Below are 16,350 nucleotides of genomic sequence, written 5' to 3' on the forward strand. Positions count from 1 at the left end.
CCGAGAGGGCGGGACGAAGGCGAAGGGGCCGGTGCGCTCGCACCGGCCCCTTCGCGCGTCCCGGGTCAGTACTCGACCGGGATCTCCTCGAACTCGCCGAACGGCCCGGCGCGCAGCGTCAGCTCCTCCACGTCGACCGGGGGCGCGGGGTAGACCGCGACCAGGTCGTAGGTGTTGCCCGGCTGGAGCATGTGGACCTCTTCGGCGAAGCTGCTGTAGCGCCCCTCGCCGAAGTCCATCTGCGCCACGTACCGCACCAGGCCGGCCTCCGGCTCCAGGAGCTGGAAGCCGCCGAGCGTGCCCTTGTTGAACTGGTCCGGCCCGCCGGCCTGGATCGCCTCGGTACCGCCCAGTTCCGGTACGAGCGGCTCGTCGGTGGTGTTGGTGAAGGCCACCGTGCCGATCACGTAGGCGCCGTCACGGCGCAGCGGGTACACCTCCAGGCGCACGCCGTCGAGCTCGCCCTCGGCCACCACCGACCCCGGGTCGTCGCTGAAGGGCGCGGGCCAGGTGACGTTGCGCTGGGCGGCGCCCAGGCCGTCGTCGTCGTACTCCTCCTCCTCGGAGGCCTCGACCGTGTCGTCGAAGACGTACGAGAACTCGACGCGGCGGTTGCGGGCGCGGGCCTGCTCGTCGTCCGGGCCGCCCTCGCGGGCCACCGGCTCGTCCATGCCGCGGCCCTCGACCTCCAGGGTGTAGCCGGAGCCGATCTCCTCGGCGAGCAGGTCGCGCACGCTCTCCGCGCGCTCCACCGACAGGTTGTCGTTGTAGGAGGCCGAGCCGATGCCGTCGGTGTGGCCGATGACGGTGATGGTCGGGTCCTCGGGGTCGACGTTGGTCGCCAGCGTGGTGGCCGCGCGGCGCACGACCTCCTCGGCCTCCTCCGTCAGGGAGGCCTCGTCGAAGGCGAACATCACGTCGGAGTGCAGCGAGATGATCTCGCGGTCGCCGTCGCGGGTGGTGGAGGCGATCTCGGAGTCGACGAAGCTCTGCACCCACCCCTCGTCGGCGAGCGCGTCCTCCTCGGGCCGCCGGTTGGCGAAGGTCAGGTTCTCGCCCGACGGGGGCGGGTTGTCGAGCGTGAGGTGGTCGGCCCCGTTGGGGTCCTCCGGGTCCGCGGCCTCCTCCTCGACGTCCTGGACGGGGAGGCCGGTCATGGCTCCCAGTCCGCTGCCGACGAAGGTCACCTGGGCCGTCTCGTCGGGCAGCCGGGGGAAGTACCGGACGTACTCGTTGGTGACCCCGTCGTGCACGGGGTAGAGGCCGTCCTGGTTGGGGCTCTCCGATCCGTACTTGAGGCCGTCCTCGTCCAGGAACTCGCGGTACACGCGGCCGGTGAGGGGGTCGACGAGCGTGTGGGCCATGCTCAGGTTCCGGTTGGGGCCGGAGAACTCGCCGAGGTAGGTCACCTCGTAGCGCATGACCGTGTACTCGTCGGTCCGTTCGAGGCCGGTGACGGCGAAGCGCATCTCGGTGTCCTGGCCGGTGTCCTGGAAGATCCGGCCCTCACGGACGTAGGGGAACTCCTCGCGGACCTCGGGCGGACCGGACGCGTCACCGAACGTCTCCGACCACCAGCCGGACAGGTCCTCGGTGACGGAGCAGCCGGTGAGCAGCAGGCTGCCCGAGACCAACAGCGCGACCACGGTGAGGGGCGACTTCCGCGCCATGTGGGGGAACTCCGATCGTTGACAGGGCGTACGGGCAACATCCTCCAGCACTCACGGAGTCGAACCGACCGGAGGGCGGACGAGTCGGGCGAACCCTATCGGAACGGGTCCGGTGCGCGGCCCCGCCGGATCCCGGTCGAGAAAAGACGGGATCCCGCCAATCCGGATCGGGGACCACCGCGAATACCTCACGTGAACACCGAGAGGCGCGGGGGGACCACCCCGCCACGTGAGGGGCGGCGGATCGTCGCGGGGTCGGCGACCGGTCTGCTGGCGGTCGGTGCCGCCCTGGGCGCCGCCGAACTCGTGGCCGGGATGACCGGGTCGGTGTCCCCCGTGGTGGCGGTCGGCGACGTCGTCGTCGACGCCACTCCCGCGTTCCTGATGGAGTGGGCGATCGCGCTGTTCGGCACGGCCGACAAGGTCGTGCTCGTCACCGGGATCACCGCCGTCCTCTTCGGGGCCGGTGCCGTCCTCGGAGTGATCGCGCTCCGGCGGCCCGTCCTCGGCTACGCGGGGCTCGCGGTGTTCGCACTGGCCGGGCTGGCCGCGGTCCTCCTGCGCCGCGCCGACGACCCGTGGGCCGCCGCCCCGGTGGTCGCCGGCGCGGCGGCGGGAGCGCTGGCCCTCGCGCTCCTGTCGAGGAGCGCGCGGACGGCCCGCCGACCGGGGAGGGAGGGAAGGCCGCAGGCACCGGCGGACGCGGAGACCGCGCCCGCTCAGGTGGGATCCGACCGGGGCCCGGGCAGACGCGGTTTCGTGCTCACCGCGACGGGCGTCCTGGTCGGGTCGGCGACCGCCGGTGCCCTCGGCCGATGGCTCCCCGACGCGCTGGGCGGGGCGGGGGCGCGGTCCGCGCTCGCCCTGCCCGCCGCGGCCGAGCCCCTGCCCGCACTCCCCTCCGGAACCGACCTCGGGGTCCCCGGGCTCGCGCCGTTCAGCACCCCGAACGCCGACTTCTACCGGATCGACACCGCCCTCACCGTCCCCCGGCTCGACTCCACCCGCTGGCGCCTGCGCGTGCACGGCATGGTCGACGAGCCCTTCGAGATCGACATGGACGAACTGCTCGCCCTGCCGCTGGTCGAGGCCGACATCACGATGACCTGCGTGTCCAACCAGGTGGGCGGCGACCTCGTCGGCAACAGCCGGTGGCTGGGGTTCCCGCTGGCCGACCTGCTGCGCCGGGCCGGTGTCCAGTCGGGCGCGGACCAGATCCTCAGCACCTCCGACGACGGGTGGACGTGCGGCACGCCCACCGAGGTCGTCATGGACGGCCGCGACGCCCTTCTGGCCGTGGGCATGGGCGGCGAGCCGCTGCCCCACGAGCACGGCTATCCCGCGCGGATGGTCGTCCCCGGCCTCTACGGCTTCGTCAGCGCCACCAAGTGGGTCACCGACATCAAGCTGACCCGGTTCGCGGACGAGCGGGCCTACTGGGCGCGGCGCGACTGGGCGGTGCGGGCCCCGATCAAGGTCATGTCGCGCGTGGACGTGCCCGCGCCGCTCGGGCGCGTGCCCTCCGGCGACACCGTGCTCGCGGGAGTGGCGTGGGCCCAGCACCGCGGCGTGGCCGCCGTGGAGGTGAGCGTGGACGACGGCGATTGGTGGGAGGCCGAACTCGCCCAGGTCCCCGGCATCGACACCTGGGTCCAGTGGGTCGCCGAGACCGCGCTCGAACCCGGGCCGCACACGGTACGGGTCCGGGCCACCGACGCCACGGGGCGCACCCAGACCTCCGAGCGCACAGAACCGATCCCGGACGGGGCCACCGGCTGGCACAGCATCCGCTTCACCGCCGAGTAGGCCACCAGAACCCGCCACGCCAGTGGTTTTGACAGTTGAACACGTTGAAGGAGAGAACAATGATCCGCAAGAGCACTCTCACGGTGACCGCCGCCGCTGCCGCACTCGCGTTCGGCCTGACGGCCTGCGGCGACATGGGCGAGGAGGACACCGAGGCGACACAGGAGAACACCAGCACTGAGGAGACCACGGGCACGGAGGACACCGAGAGCGAGGAGATGACGCAGACCGCGGGCGAGAACTTCGGATCGGGCTGCGCCGCGGTGCCCGAGGACGGGGAGGGCAGCTTCGACGGGATGGCCGACGACCCGGTCGCGACCGCCGCGTCCAACAACCCGGCACTGTCCACGCTGGTGACGGCCGTGGGCGAGGCCGACCTGGTCGACACGCTCAACTCGGCCGAGGACATCACCGTCTTCGCCCCGGCCGACGACGCGTTCGCCAAGATCCCTGAGGAGGACCTCAACGCCCTGCTCGCCGACCAGGACCAGCTGACCGAGGTGCTGACCTACCACGTCGTCGAGGGCCGCCAGGCGCCCGCCGACCTGGAGGACGGCACGTTCACGTCCCTGCAGGGGGGCGAGGTCACGACGGAGGGCTCCGGCGAGGACTTCACCGTCAACGGCGACTCGGCGGTGGTCTGCGGCAACGTGCAGACCGCCAACGCCACCGTCTACATCGTCGACACCGTGCTGATGCCCGAGTAGGCACCACAGCCCCCGGGCCGCCCGTGCGTTGAGGCCGGACGGTCCGGGACCCGTGGTCGGCCACCCGTCGCCCGCCCCGTGGGCGCGACGCGAGGGGCGGGGCATCCGCCCTCCCGTCGCCCACCGCGCTCAACGGACGGCCTTCGGCCGCAGAACCACCCTTGTACGGAGAGCCGCCGGCTCCCGTTCCTCCCGGAACCGACGAGGAAGTGTGCAGATGGACGAGGAAGCCGCGGTGCCGCACGACGCCGGGGCGCGACCGGCGGTTCCGGCCGCCCACCGGCTCGGCGCGCTGCTGCGAGAGGTGGCGCGCGGGGACGAGCGCGCCTTCGGGGAGGTGTACGACCTGGTGAGCCCGACCGTGTACGGCCTGGTCCGCCGGATCCTGCGCGACCCCGCCCAGTCCGAGGAGGTCGCCCAGGAGGTGCTGGTCGAGGTGTGGCGCTCCGCGTGCCGCTACGACGAGCGCCGGGGCACGCCCCACGCGTGGGTGATGACACTCGCCCACCGCCGCGCGGTGGACCGGGTGCGCTCGGAGCAGGCCGCGACCGAGCGCGAGGCCCGCGCCGCCGCCTCGGACACGCGGCGGCCCTACGACGAGGTGGCCGAGGAGGTCACCGACCGGCTGGAGGGCCAACGGGTGCGCCGATGTCTGGACACCCTCACCGAACTGCAGTGCGAGTCGGTCCGGCTCGCCTACTACGGCGGGTACACCTACCGTGAGGTCGCCCGCCTGCTGTCCACCCCGCTGGGGACGATCAAGACGCGGATGCGCGACGGGCTGATCAGGCTCCGGGACTGTTTGGGGGTGGAGTGGTGAGAAGGCCGCTGAGCCAGGACCAGCACACGCTGGCGGGCGCCTACGCCCTGCACGCCCTGGCACCGTCCGAAGCGGTGCGGTTCGAGGACCACATGGCCGGATGCGAGTCCTGCCGCCAGGAGGTCCGCGGGTTCTCCGAGACCGCCGCCCGGCTCGCCGCGGCCACCGCCCGCACGCCGCCGGAGGGGCTGCGCGCGCGGGTGCTGGCGGACGTGGGGCGGACGCGGCAGCTCGCCCCGGCACCGGAGCGCCTGCCCGAGCCCCGCCGCCGGTGGGGCTGGGGCTTCGGGCTCGTACTGGCGGCCTGCCTCGCGGTGGTGGTCGCCCTGGGCGCCGTGACCGCCGACCAGGTCCGCCAGGTGCGGGAGCTGCGCGAGAACGAGCGGCGGATCGCGGCCGTGCTCGCCGCGCCGGACGCCGCCTACACCGCGGCGGAGCCCATGGAGGGGGTCACCGTGTCGCTGGTGTACTCCGAGAGCGAGGGCCGCCTCGTGTTCAGCTCGCACGGGCTGGCCGAGCCGGAGGACGAGGACTACCAACTGTGGCTCACCCGGGACGACGGCACCGTCACCTCGGCCGGAGTCCTCTCGATCGGTGAGTCGGGTGTCGCCGAGCCGCTGCTGGCCGGAGTCGACGAGGAGGAGGCCAGCGGGGTGGCGGTCACCCTCGAACCGGAGGGCGGCTCCGAGCAGCCCACCTCCGAGCCGCTGATGGCGATGCCCCTGGAGAGCTGATCGCATCCCGGACTCCCCGGGGCCGGACTGTCATTGAGCCGATGTCCGGTCCCCGGGTCCGCGCCTCACGCGACGGACACGTCCTCCGGGCGGGGCAGGTCGCGCATGACGGGCGAGAGGCTGAACAGCGCGGCGAGCCCCGAGACCAGCGCCATCAGGAGGAACACCCAGGTGGGTCCGGCGTGGTCGAAGACGAGCCCGATCCCGAGGATGCCGACCGGCTGGGAGACCAGGGACATGAACATGACGGCTCCGAGCACCCGCCCCTGGTAGCCGTCGGTGACCGAGGCGGCGACGTAGCCGTAGAAGACCGCGTTGACGCACGGCACGGTCGCGAACACGCAGCCGACCAGGAGCCCGAGCGAGAGCACGTTGGGGGCCACGGCCAGCGCGAGCGCGCACACCGGGGCGGACCAGGCCGCCGCGAGGAAGGTGGTCGTCGGCCGTACCCAGCGCACCACCGCCCCGGCGGCCAGGGACCCCAGGAGCCCTCCGGCCCCGGCCAGCGACACCGTCAGGCCGATCTCGACGTTGGACGCCCCCCGCGCGTCGGCGGTGGCGATGATGGCGAGGAACGCGCCGGTGTGGGTGAAGGCGATGTTGAACACCACGATCCAGAGCATCATCGGGCGCAGGATGGGGTGTTTGGCCAGGACCGCGAACCCGCCGACGGAGCCGCGCAGGGTCCACCGCTCGCGGGGTTCGCGGACGGGCGCCTGCATGGGCCGGCGGATGCACAGCACGAGCCCGGCGGACACCAGGTAGGTGAGGGCCTCGGCGGCGAAGGGGAAGGCGCGGCCCAGGCCGAACAGGAACCCGGCCATGGGCGCGCCGAGCGCGGTGGTGGTGAAGAATCGGATCTGGTTCTGCGCGGCCGCGTCGGCCACCTGCGAGGCCGGTACCAGCTGCTTGATGGCGGCCATCGCGACCGGGTTCGACACGCCCATCAGCGCCGACGAGCACACCGCGACGGCCACGACCCCCGCCGGGGTGGCCTCGCCCGCCACGAGGAAGACGGCGAAGCCGGCGAGCAGCAGGAGCCGGCCGGCGTCGCAGCAGAGCAGCACCACGCGGCGGTTGACGCGGTCCGCGAGGGAGCCCCCGACCACCGCCGCGACCATGGCGGTGGCGACCTGCGAGGCGCCGATGACACCGGCCTGGGCGGCCGATCCCGCCAGGAGGAGGGTCAGGAGGGGGTAGGCGACCTCGCCGCTCTCCTTGCCGAGCCCGGCGAAGAAGCGGCTGGTCCACAGGGCCTGGAAGTCCCTGTTGCGGAGGAGGGGGCCGAACTCCTCGTGACCGCCGATCGGGGGCACCCGTCCGGGGGGCCGGGACGAGTGCTCCCGCTCCGACGTCATCGTGATCGTTCCCCTCGGGTCCCCGCGAGCGACTGGGGAACCACGGCTCCGGCCCGGACTGGTCGTCGTGTGCCCGTGGGAACCGTGTGACACGGGTTTCCTCGTGGGCCGTGGGGGGTCAGGGGACCGGCCCGGAGACCCCGGCGGAGGGCCGGTGCGGGGACTTCGTAGTCATGTCGCCATTATGCGCGCATTGCCCGCATTGGCGAGCGTTTGTCACGGGTGTCCGACGCGCCCGTGGCTCCTACCACGCGCTCCTCCGCGCGGACGTGACGGGCGCCACGCCCGGCCCCGCGCGCCCCGCCCGGGCGGCGTTCTGGGACAGCCGCCGGCGGCCGGGCGGTGGCTCGGCACCACTCCGGTCGGCGCCCGGGGACCCGTCCGCGCGGGAGCGGAGGTCGCTCGTGGGGTCCCCTCGGGGCCGATGGTGGCGGGGACCCGTCCGCGCGGCGGCGGAGGGCCGTCCCGAACGGGGTCCGGGCGGGCCACGGATCTCCCGGGGCCGCACGCCGGCGGCGAGCCGAGGTCCGGCATCACTCCGGGCGGCGTCCGGCGGCGGCCGCCTCGATGCTCCACGGCGTGCGCTCGACGTAGGCGACGACGGTCGCGACCGCCAGGGATCCCCCGGCGACCAGCACGTAGGACGCCGTCCAGCCTCCGGTCAGCTCGCCGAGCAGCCCGAACAGGAGCGGCCCGCCCAGCGCGATGCCGCTGCCCGCCCCCTGGACGAACCCCGACAGCGACGCCGAGCCCCGGGCCGTGGTGCTGCGGGCGTTGATCATGGTCATCATGACCACGAACAGCCCGGTGCCCAGCCCCAGGAAGACCGACCACAGCGGGGCCAGCGCCTGGGGCGCGAGCGCGATCCCGAGGTAGCCCACGACGTAGCCCGCGATGCCGACGGCGACGATCGGGAAGGTGTTGGCGGCCCGCACGGTGATCGTGGGGGCCACCAGGCCGAACATCAGGCTCGATCCCACCATGAGCGACACCATGGCACCGGAGAAGGCCCCCGAGTGCCCGGCGTCGGCCAACAGCGTCGGAAGCCACGTGAACAGGGTGAAGACGTTCCAGGTCACCATGCCGAAGAGCACCGCCATCCGCCAGGCCATGCCCACCCGCCAGACCGGGCGCGCCAGTGGCGGCTCACCGCCCGCGGGCCCGGCCGCACGCGGCGCGGCGGCCCCGCCTCGGCGGCGCCACTGGGCGGCCCACAGTCCGGCGGCGGCCAGGGCGAGCAGGGACCAGGCGCCGAGGGCGACGCGCCACCCGGCCACCTCGGCGAGCGGGACGGCGACCAGCGGCGGGAACAGGGCGCCCAGGTGGATCGCGACCATCTGCACCGTGCTCAGGGCGGCCAGCCGGTCGGGGAAGTACTGCTTGATCAGCGGGGGCACCACGACGTTGCCCAGCGCCGCGCCGGTCAGGGCGACCGCCGTGAGCAGCAGCAGGGTGCCGGTGTCGGGGGCGAAGGCACGGGCGAGCTGACCGAGGGCGGCCAGCAGCATGCTGAGCACGGCGGTGGCCTCGGCACCCAGTCGGCGCATGACGGCGGGCGTGGCCAGGCCGAACAGCGCGAAGGCGACCAGCGGCAGGGCGCCGAAGACGCCCACGACCGTGGTGGTGAAGCCGAAGTCGGCCCCGATCGTGGTCAACAGGGGCGACAGGGAGGTCACCACCAGGCGCAGGTTCAGTGCCGCGCAGGTGATGGCCGCCAGGGCCAGGAGTCGGCCCCTCAGTACGGGGGCTCCGGTGGGAGCCGTGGTGTCCGGCCCTGCCGACGGTCGGTCGGGGCGGGCCAGGAGGGAGGAAGGTCTCATAACGGCGACGGACGTCCCTTGGGTTCTGCGGTGATGCGTCGTCGCATCGGAGCGCGGCCGTCGGCGGGCGACACTGCCTGCCGCGGAAGGATCTGCTTCCGGGCGAGCCAAGTACGGCCTTTTCGCCTAAAGGTTAACCAGACTCCGACCTTGTCGACAACTTTCCGTATTTAGTACGGGTACGATGGGCACATGGCTGATCTTGACGAACTTGATACGGCGATCCTGGCCGAACTCCAGTCGGACGCACGAAAAACCAACCGCGATGTGGCCGCCGCGGTGGGCGCGTCGCCCACCACGACCCTCGATCGGACCCGCGCGCTGCGAGAAAGGGGTGTGATTCGCGGCTCACTGCTGGACGTGGACCTCGATCTCATCGGCCGCCCGGTCCAGGCGCTCATCACCGTGAGCGTCGTGAAGCCCTCGCGGCACAACATCGAGGCCTTCCGCGACTGGGTCCGCTCGCTCCCGGACACGCTGTCGGTCTTCGTCACCTCGGGCAGCGAGGACTTCCTCATCCACGTGGCCCTGCCGGACAACAACAGCCTGTACGCGTTCGTGATCGACAAGCTGACCGAGCGCCCCGAGGTCGCCGACGTGCGCGCCTCGATCGTCTACGAGCACCTGCGCAACGACCGCATCACCCCGACCAACGCCCACGGCCGCCGCCGCACCTGACCGCCATGCGGTCCCCCGTGCGGTCCGCCGTGGAGCACCCGCCGACGCGGGGCTCCACGGCCGTTCGCGCGCGGACGCGGGCTCGCGCGACCCGCCCCGGCGCTCCGTGAACCGCCCGAGTCCCGGGCCGCCGCCGACCGGCCCGCCCGGTCGGCCGCGGACCGGCCCGTCCTCCGCCCCCTCCGGGCCGAGCACGGTTCTGGTTAGGCTGGCCCCTGTGACCCACGCCTCACCGCGCCCCGCGCCCGACGAAGCCGCCGCCGTCCGCGCGCCGTGGCGTTCGCTCGGGCTGCCGGGCCTCATCGACGTCCACACCCACTTCATGCCCGCCAACGTCCTGCGCAAGGTCTGGGCCTACTTCGACGCCCTCGGGGAGGGCGTCTGGCCGATCACCTACCGGGGCACCCAGGACGAGCGCGTGGCCCTGCTGCGCGGCTTCGGCGTCACACACCACACCGCCCTGTCCTACCCGCACCGGCCGGGCATGGCCCGCTGGCTCAACGACTGGGCCGCCGACTACGCCTCCCACCACCCCGACTGCCTGCGCAGCGCCACCTTCTACCCCGAACCCGACGCCAAGGACTACGTGGCCGCGGCGATCGGCGCGGGCGCGCGCGTGTTCAAGTCCCACCTGCAGGTCGGCGCCTACGATCCCCGCGACCCGCTGCTCGCCGACGTGTGGGGCGCCCTCGCCGAGTCCGGGACCCCCGTGGTGGTCCACTGCGCCTCCGGTCCCCTGCCCGGGCCCTTCACCGGCCCCGGACCGATCGCCGAGGTCCTGCGCGCCCACCCACGGCTCGCCCTGATCGTCGCGCATGCCGGGGCGCCGGAGTACTCCGACTTCCTCGACCTCGCCGAACGCCACGAGCGGGTCCACCTGGACACCACCATGGCGTTCACCGCCTACACCGAGCGACACTCGCCGTTCCCGTCCGCCGAGCTTCCGCGGCTGCGCGCGCTCGGCGACCGCGTCCTGCTGGGCAGCGACTTCCCGAACATCCCCTACCCCTACCTCGACCAGATCCGGGCTCTGGAGGGCCTCGGTCTGGGACCCGACTGGTTGCGCGGCGTGCTCCACGACAACGCGGCCCGACTGTTCGACCTCTGAATCACCGCCGGAGCAGAGAGAAGACGGATGGAACTCGCACTCACCCCCCTGGACTTCGCCCGCCGCGCGCGCCGCCTGTACCGCGACCGCGAGGCGGTCGTCGACCGCGGCCTCCGCCTGACCTACGAGGAGTTCTTCGACCGCTGCGACCGCTGGTCCTCGGTCCTGGCGGGCCTGGGCGTGGCCCCCGGCGACCGCGTCGCCTACATCGCCCCCAACACGCACGCCCAGCTGGAGTCCTTCTACGCGGTGCCGCAGCTGGGCGCCGTCCTGGTCCCCGTCAACTTCCGTCTGGCCGCCGACGACTTCGTCTACATCGTCAACCACTCCGGCGCGAAGGTCCTGTGCGTGCACGCCGACCAGATCGACACCGTCGACGGGGTGCGCGACCGCATGCCGGGCGTGGAGCGGTTCGTCGCCCTGGAGGGGGCGCGTCCGGGCTGGGAGGACTACGAGGCCCTCCTCGCCGACGCCTCTCCCGACTTCCCGCGCGCGGAGATCGACGAGAACCAGCTGCTGACCATCAACTACACGTCTGGAACGACCGCGCGCCCCAAGGGCGTGATGATCACCCACCGCAACGCCTACATGAACACGGTCGGCGTCCTGACCCACCTGCGGATCGAGGTCGGCGAGCGGTACCTGTGGACCCTGCCGATGTTCCACGCCAACGGCTGGACCTATACCTGGACGGTGACCGCGGCGGGCGCCGCCCATGTGTGCCTGCCGGCCATGGACCCCGCCACCGTGTACGAGCTGGTGCGCTCCGAGGGCATCGGCTGGATGTGCGCGGCCCCCACCGTCCTCATCATGCTCTCGAACACCCCGAAGGACGTGCGCGGCGACGTCCCGCCGGGCGTCAACGTGGTCACCGCGGGCGCCTCGCCGGCGGCCGACACCATCGAACGCCTGGAGGACGGCCTGGGGTGGACGGTCACCCAGGTCTACGGCCTGACCGAGACCGCGCCGTTCATCACCGTGTGCGAGCCCCGGCCCGAGCACGCCCCGCTGGGCACCCGCGAGCGGGCCGCCGTCAAGGCCCGCCAGGGCGTCGAGCTCATCACCTCCGGCGAGCTGCGGGTGGTCGACGGGTCCGGCGCCGAGGTCCCCTGGGACGGCACGACCGTCGGCGAGATCACGGTCCGCGGGAACGTCGTCATGCGCGGCTACTACAACGACCCCGAGGCCACCGAGCAGGTCATGCGGGACGGCTGGTTCCACACCGGGGACGCCGCCGTCACCCACCCCGACGGCTACGTGGAGATCCAGGACCGGATCAAGGACGTCATCATCTCCGGCGGCGAGAACATCTCCTCGGTCGAGGTGGAGGGGGTCCTGCTGCGGCACCCGGCCGTGTTGGAGGCGGCGGTGGTCGGCGTGCCCCACGAGCGCTGGGGCGAGACCCCGCGCGCGTGCGTGGTGCTCAGGGACGGGGCCACGGTCACCGAGCGGGACCTGATCGCGTTCGCGCGCGACTCCATGGCGCACTTCAAGGCGCCGACCCAGGTGGAGTTCGTGGCGCAACTGCCCAAGACCGCCACGGGCAAGATCCAGAAGTACGTGCTGCGGGGCGGGGCCTCGGCGGTCTCCCGCCAGTAGCGGCGACCGCCTGGCGGGCGGCCCGGGCCCTCCTCCCGTGGTGGCAGGAGGGCCCCACCGCTCACATGGGCGACGGCTTGAGCAGGACGAACACGTTGCCGTCGGGGTCGGCGCAGGTGGACAGGCGCCCGACGCCCTCGGCGTCCTCGGGTCCCATGAACACCTGGCCGCCGGTCTCCGCGACCTTCGCCGTGGCAGTATCGGGGTCCTCCGCGTGGAACACGGGGTGCCAGTCACCGCCGCCGCCCATCGGTGCCAGCATCTGCGGGTCGGCCTGCATCAGGCCGCCGTGCATGCGCTCCTCCGTCTGGCCCCGGGGCGTGATCATCTGGTAGGTACCGGCTCCCTCCGGCAGTTCGAAGGCCGTGTAGTTCCACCCGAAGAGATCGCCGTAGAACTTCTTCGCGCCCTCGTCGTCGGGCGTCCACAGCTCCACCCACACCAGGCTGCCGGGCTCGTCTGCCACCTCCATCCCGGGGAAGGACAGCGGCTGCCAGACCGCGAAGTGCACGCCCTGGGGGTCGCTGAAGTGCGACATGACGCCCATGTCCATGACGTCCATCGCGTCGACGTGGACGGTTCCCCCGAGTTCGGCCACCGTCCGGGCCGTGGCGGCGGCGTCGGTGGAGGTGAAGTAGATCGTCCAGGCCGGCGGCTGCCCCTCCTCCATGAGCGGTCCGGCGCCGCCCACGGCTTTGCCGCCGGACCGGAGGATCATGTAGCCGCCGGTGTCGGGACCGGCCGACTCGGCCTCCCAGCCGAACAGGCCGTGATAGAAGTCCAGCGACGCCCGCAGGTCCGACGCGCTGAGCTCGACCCAGCAGGGTGAGCCCGGAACGAAGTCGGTGGTGATCATGACGGTCCCCTCGGTCGAATGTGAAGCCCACCACAGTCTGTCCCGCAGGTGCGACAAGGCAGGACCCCCGCACGGCAAAGTTCCCGCAACCGTGCGAGCGGCGCCCGGCCGGGGCGAGGGGCCACCGCGGGGGCGCCGGTGCGAGGGGCCACCACCGGGGCCGGGTGCGGCCGACCGAAGCGGGCCTCCGCCGCGTGGCGCGCCCGGCCCGGCACATGACACGACGTATGGTGTCGCTGACCAGGAGAAACCACCCAGTGCTCGACGCGCCGGCTGGAGGGCGGAACACCTTGGCCTCGGAACCCGTGAAGTCCGTCAATCCGACCGCGGCACTGATCGCGGCCGTCTTCCTGACGCTGTGCTTCAACCCGTTCATCGGCATCGTCATGATCGTGCTCGCCGCCATGGCCATGAGGAGGCCCGACGGCTCACCCGAACAGGCCAAGTTCACGCGCTACGCCTGGTTCGCCTTCGCGGCCGGCATGATCCTCACGGTCCTCATCGCCGCCGTCGCCATCGCGCTGGCGTTCGTTCCGTGGTGGGAGAGGCCCGTGTAGGGGCGCGCGCGAACACGGCGGGACACCGCCGGCCGCCGCGCCTGGCGCGTCCTCCCGAACGGAGGCCGACACGTGCGGTGCCAGGACCAGCGCGCACAGCCTTGACGACGGTGTTCCACGCCTCGACCGAAGGGCCGGACCATGACCTCGGACTCCGCCCAGTCCGCCAACCCGCTCGCCGCGCTCATCACGGGCATCTTCCTGACCGTGTGCTGCAACCCGGTGGTCGGCATCGTCATGATCGTGCTCGCCGCCATGGCGTTGAACAAGACCGACGACTCGCGCGCGGAGGCCAGGCTCACCCGCGCCGCCTGGATCGCCTTCGGCGTCGGTGTGGGCATCACGCTCGTCATCGCCGCGACCGCCTTCCTCCTCGGACTCGTCCCGGGCATGGAGACCTATCTCTAGGACGGCTGCGGCGGGGCCCGCGCGCGTCGGCGCATAGGCACTGGTGGAGCATGGGAGCGCCCGGACCCGACCCGGGCGTCCCCTCCCCGAGGAAGCGAACCGATGTCCACCGCACCCACCATCGACCTCACCACCTCCGGCACCACGGCCACCCTGCGCATCGACCACCCGCGTCGCAAGAACGCGATGACCGCGCACATGTGGGGCCTGCTGCCCCGGTTGCTGGAGCCCCTGGCGAAGGACCCCTCCGTCCGGGTGGTGGTCCTGACCGGAGCGGGGCCGGACTTCTGCGCGGGCGCCGACATCTCCGAACTCACCGCGGACGCCCAGGCCACCGCGGGCGCGGTCGGCGGTGACGGTGCCGTCGACGTCGAGGCGGCCGGGGCGCGGGTGCTCGACGACCGCCTCGCCGAGGCCGCGGGCGAGGCCCTGGCTGCCTTCCCCAAACCCACCATCGCCATGGTGGACGGCCTGTGCGTGGGCGGCGGCTGCCTGCTCGCGACCGCCTGCGATCTGCGCGTCGGCACGCCGCGCACCCGCATGGGCGTTCCGGCGGCCAAACTCGGGGTGGTCTACCCCGCCTCGTCCCTGCGTCGGATCGTCGCCCTGGCCGGGCCGTCCACCGCCAAGCGGCTGCTCTTCACCGCCGACCTCCTCGGAGCCGAGGAGGCACTGCGCACCGGCCTGCTCGACGAGGTGGTGCCCGAGTCCGAGCTCGCCCACCACGTCACCGGGCTGGCCGCCACCGTCGGCGGGCGCTCCCAGGTGAGCGTGCGGGCGGCCAAGAGCCTCGTCGACGCGATCGGCGCGGGCGAGCTCACACCCGAGCTGGTCCGGAGCTGGGACGAGGAGGCCGTGCGCAGCGGCGACCTGCACGAGGGCATCGCCGCGTTCCTGGAGCGGCGCCCGGCCCGGTTCACGTCCCCGCCCACCTGAGTCCGACGACCGAGGCGACCGGGGCGTACCCGTCGGTGGACTCACGCGTTCTCGTCCGGTGGCGGCGAACGGCGCCAAGGACTCCTTGTCGGGCCACGGGCCCGGGCCCACCGCCCGGACGTGCGCGCCACCCGGACGGGCCCGCGCTCGGGCGGGCCCGCGCTCGGGCGGACCCGCACCCCGGTGGCCCCGCGTCCTACCGGCGACGCAGCCGCCTGTCGGTCACCGACGGCGGCTCGTAGAACACCATGTCGCGGCTGACGTCGGTCCCCGGCGGCACGATCTCGTCGATCCGGTCGAGGACGTCCCCGCCGAGCCGGACGTCGGCCCCCGCCAGCAGGTCCTCCAGCTGTTCGTGCGTGCGCGGCCCGATGAGCACCGAGGTCACGGCCGGGTGCTCGCGCACGAACGCCGTCGCCATGTGGGGCAGCGTCAGGCCCGCGTCGGCCGCGACCCCGTGCAGCCGCTCCACCGCGGCGAGCTTGGCCGCGTTGGCGGGCACGGACGGGTCGAACATCGGGGCCAGCAGCGCGCCGCGGTGCGCCGAGGAGGGGTCGGCGCCGCCCGGCCCGCCGTAGCGGCCCGACAGCCACCCCCCGCTCAGCGGGCTCCACGTCAGCACGCCCATGCCGTACCGCGCGGCCGTGGGCAGGACGTCGCGCTCGATGCCCCGCGCCAGGATGGAGTACGGCGGCTGTTCGCTGCGCGGCGGCACGTGCCCGCGTTCGGCGGCCGTCCACCGCGCCTCCACGATCTCCTCCGCCGGGAACGTCGACGTGCCGACCGCGCGGACCTTGCCCGAGCGCACCAGGTCCGACAGCGCCGACAGCGTCTCGTCGATGTCGGTCTCCGGGTCGGGCCGGTGCACCTGGTACAGGTCGATCCAGTCCGTCTCCAGGCGCCGCAGGCTGTCCTCGACCGCTCGCATGATCCAGCGCCGTGAGTTGCCCCGGTGGTTGAGGTCCGGTCCCATCGGGTTGTGGAACTTGGTCGCCAGGACCACGTCGTCCCGGCGGCCCTTCAGTGCCCGGCCGACGATCCGCTCGGACTCGCCGTCGGAGTACATGTCGGCGGTGTCCACGAGGTTGATCCCCGCGTCCAGCGCGGTGTGCACCATCCGGACCGCGTCGTCGTGGTCGGTGTTCCCCCAGGCTCCGAGCATCATCGTGCCGAGGCCGTACTCGCTGACCGAGATCCCCGTCCGGCCGAGTGTGCGCCGCTCCATGTCGATCCCCTCGTCGTGGTGTCGGTGTGGGCACCACGGTGGCCGGACGTCCCGGACCGGACCAGGCC

At 73.0% G+C, this 16,350-nt stretch carries 15 protein-coding genes; 10 read left to right on the forward strand and 5 right to left on the reverse strand.

Annotated elements, in window-relative coordinates:
* Positions 1–65: 65 nt before the first annotated feature.
* A complete protein-coding gene (locus tag ADL05_RS24015; protein ID WP_053619270.1) occupies positions 66–1,670 on the reverse strand; it encodes an OmpA family protein in 1,605 nt (534 codons plus the stop codon).
* A 183-nt stretch (positions 1,671–1,853) separates the two neighbouring features.
* Here ADL05_RS24015 and ADL05_RS24020 point away from each other — a divergent pair, with 183 nt between their 5' ends.
* From ADL05_RS24020 to ADL05_RS24035, 4 genes are all read left to right on the forward strand, one after another.
* Positions 1,854–3,476 (forward strand): molybdopterin-dependent oxidoreductase, encoded by a 1,623-nt coding sequence (locus tag ADL05_RS24020; protein WP_156366002.1) that lies wholly within the window; start codon positions 1,854–1,856, stop codon positions 3,474–3,476.
* 59 nt (positions 3,477–3,535) lie between these two features.
* Positions 3,536–4,183, forward strand: coding sequence for a fasciclin domain-containing protein (locus ADL05_RS24025; RefSeq protein WP_053619272.1), 648 nt, complete (start codon positions 3,536–3,538; stop codon positions 4,181–4,183).
* A gap of 217 nt (positions 4,184–4,400) precedes the next feature.
* Entirely contained in the window at positions 4,401–5,003 is a 603-nt protein-coding gene (gene sigK, locus ADL05_RS24030) for an ECF RNA polymerase sigma factor SigK (RefSeq protein WP_053619273.1), read from the forward strand.
* On the forward strand, positions 5,000–5,737 hold the full coding sequence (locus tag ADL05_RS24035; RefSeq protein ID WP_231640887.1) for an anti-sigma factor domain-containing protein: 738 nt from the start codon (positions 5,000–5,002) through the stop codon (positions 5,735–5,737). Before sigK ends, ADL05_RS24035 begins: the two co-directional genes overlap by 4 nt.
* A 65-nt stretch (positions 5,738–5,802) precedes the next feature.
* Here the strand turns inward: ADL05_RS24035 and ADL05_RS24040 are convergent, their stop codons facing one another.
* Entirely contained in the window at positions 5,803–7,095 is a 1,293-nt protein-coding gene (locus ADL05_RS24040) for an MFS transporter (protein WP_053619274.1), read from the reverse strand.
* A gap of 533 nt (positions 7,096–7,628) precedes the next feature.
* Complete coding sequence (locus tag ADL05_RS24045; protein ID WP_053619275.1) at positions 7,629–8,915, reverse strand: CynX/NimT family MFS transporter; 1,287 nt, start codon at positions 8,913–8,915, stop codon at positions 7,629–7,631.
* A gap of 192 nt (positions 8,916–9,107) precedes the next feature.
* Here ADL05_RS24045 and ADL05_RS24050 point away from each other — a divergent pair, with 192 nt between their 5' ends.
* From ADL05_RS24050 to ADL05_RS24060, 3 genes are all read left to right on the forward strand, one after another.
* Positions 9,108–9,593, forward strand: a complete 486-nt coding sequence (locus ADL05_RS24050; RefSeq protein ID WP_082376829.1) for an Lrp/AsnC family transcriptional regulator — start codon at positions 9,108–9,110, stop codon at positions 9,591–9,593.
* Between the two features lie 217 nt (positions 9,594–9,810).
* The gene (locus ADL05_RS24055) at positions 9,811–10,701 is read left to right on the forward strand and encodes an amidohydrolase family protein (protein ID WP_053619276.1); all 891 of its coding nucleotides are present in this window, start codon (positions 9,811–9,813) and stop codon (positions 10,699–10,701) included.
* A gap of 27 nt (positions 10,702–10,728) precedes the next feature.
* Complete coding sequence (locus ADL05_RS24060) at positions 10,729–12,300, forward strand: long-chain-fatty-acid--CoA ligase (RefSeq protein ID WP_053619277.1); 1,572 nt, start codon at positions 10,729–10,731, stop codon at positions 12,298–12,300.
* Between the two features lie 61 nt (positions 12,301–12,361).
* Here the strand turns inward: ADL05_RS24060 and ADL05_RS24065 are convergent, their stop codons facing one another.
* On the reverse strand, positions 12,362–13,156 hold the full coding sequence (locus ADL05_RS24065) for a VOC family protein (RefSeq protein ID WP_053619278.1): 795 nt from the start codon (positions 13,154–13,156) through the stop codon (positions 12,362–12,364).
* A gap of 305 nt (positions 13,157–13,461) precedes the next feature.
* On the opposite strand from ADL05_RS24065, the gene ADL05_RS24070 reads away from it, so the two are divergent.
* From ADL05_RS24070 to ADL05_RS24080, 3 genes are all read left to right on the forward strand, one after another.
* Positions 13,462–13,713, forward strand: a complete 252-nt coding sequence (locus tag ADL05_RS24070) for a hypothetical protein (RefSeq protein WP_156365998.1) — start codon at positions 13,462–13,464, stop codon at positions 13,711–13,713.
* 141 nt (positions 13,714–13,854) lie between these two features.
* On the forward strand, positions 13,855–14,121 hold the full coding sequence (locus ADL05_RS24075) for a hypothetical protein (RefSeq protein ID WP_053619280.1): 267 nt from the start codon (positions 13,855–13,857) through the stop codon (positions 14,119–14,121).
* A gap of 102 nt (positions 14,122–14,223) precedes the next feature.
* Entirely contained in the window at positions 14,224–15,057 is an 834-nt protein-coding gene (locus ADL05_RS24080) for an enoyl-CoA hydratase/isomerase family protein (RefSeq protein ID WP_053619281.1), read from the forward strand.
* Positions 15,058–15,253: 196 nt separating this feature from the next.
* Here the strand turns inward: ADL05_RS24080 and ADL05_RS24085 are convergent, their stop codons facing one another.
* Complete coding sequence (locus ADL05_RS24085; RefSeq protein WP_053619282.1) at positions 15,254–16,282, reverse strand: aldo/keto reductase; 1,029 nt, start codon at positions 16,280–16,282, stop codon at positions 15,254–15,256.
* Positions 16,283–16,350 lie beyond the last annotated feature (68 nt).

Source organism: Nocardiopsis sp. NRRL B-16309, assembly GCF_001279585.1.
Lineage (GTDB): Bacteria > Actinomycetota > Actinomycetes > Streptosporangiales > Streptosporangiaceae > Nocardiopsis.

Coding starts and splice junctions, on each gene's coding strand:
- ADL05_RS24065 (WP_053619278.1), bottom strand. CDS start 13,156: ATGATCACCACCGACTTCGTTCCGGGCTCACCCTGCTGGGTCGAGCTC.
- ADL05_RS24060 (WP_053619277.1), top strand. CDS start 10,729: ATGGAACTCGCACTCACCCCCCTGGACTTCGCCCGCCGCGCGCGCCGC.
- ADL05_RS24085 (WP_053619282.1), bottom strand. CDS start 16,282: ATGGAGCGGCGCACACTCGGCCGGACGGGGATCTCGGTCAGCGAGTAC.
- ADL05_RS24015 (WP_053619270.1), bottom strand. CDS start 1,670: ATGGCGCGGAAGTCGCCCCTCACCGTGGTCGCGCTGTTGGTCTCGGGC.
- sigK (WP_053619273.1), top strand. CDS start 4,401: ATGGACGAGGAAGCCGCGGTGCCGCACGACGCCGGGGCGCGACCGGCG.
- ADL05_RS24075 (WP_053619280.1), top strand. CDS start 13,855: ATGACCTCGGACTCCGCCCAGTCCGCCAACCCGCTCGCCGCGCTCATC.
- ADL05_RS24045 (WP_053619275.1), bottom strand. CDS start 8,915: ATGAGACCTTCCTCCCTCCTGGCCCGCCCCGACCGACCGTCGGCAGGG.
- ADL05_RS24025 (WP_053619272.1), top strand. CDS start 3,536: ATGATCCGCAAGAGCACTCTCACGGTGACCGCCGCCGCTGCCGCACTC.
- ADL05_RS24080 (WP_053619281.1), top strand. CDS start 14,224: ATGTCCACCGCACCCACCATCGACCTCACCACCTCCGGCACCACGGCC.
- ADL05_RS24050 (WP_082376829.1), top strand. CDS start 9,108: ATGGCTGATCTTGACGAACTTGATACGGCGATCCTGGCCGAACTCCAG.
- ADL05_RS24040 (WP_053619274.1), bottom strand. CDS start 7,095: ATGACGTCGGAGCGGGAGCACTCGTCCCGGCCCCCCGGACGGGTGCCC.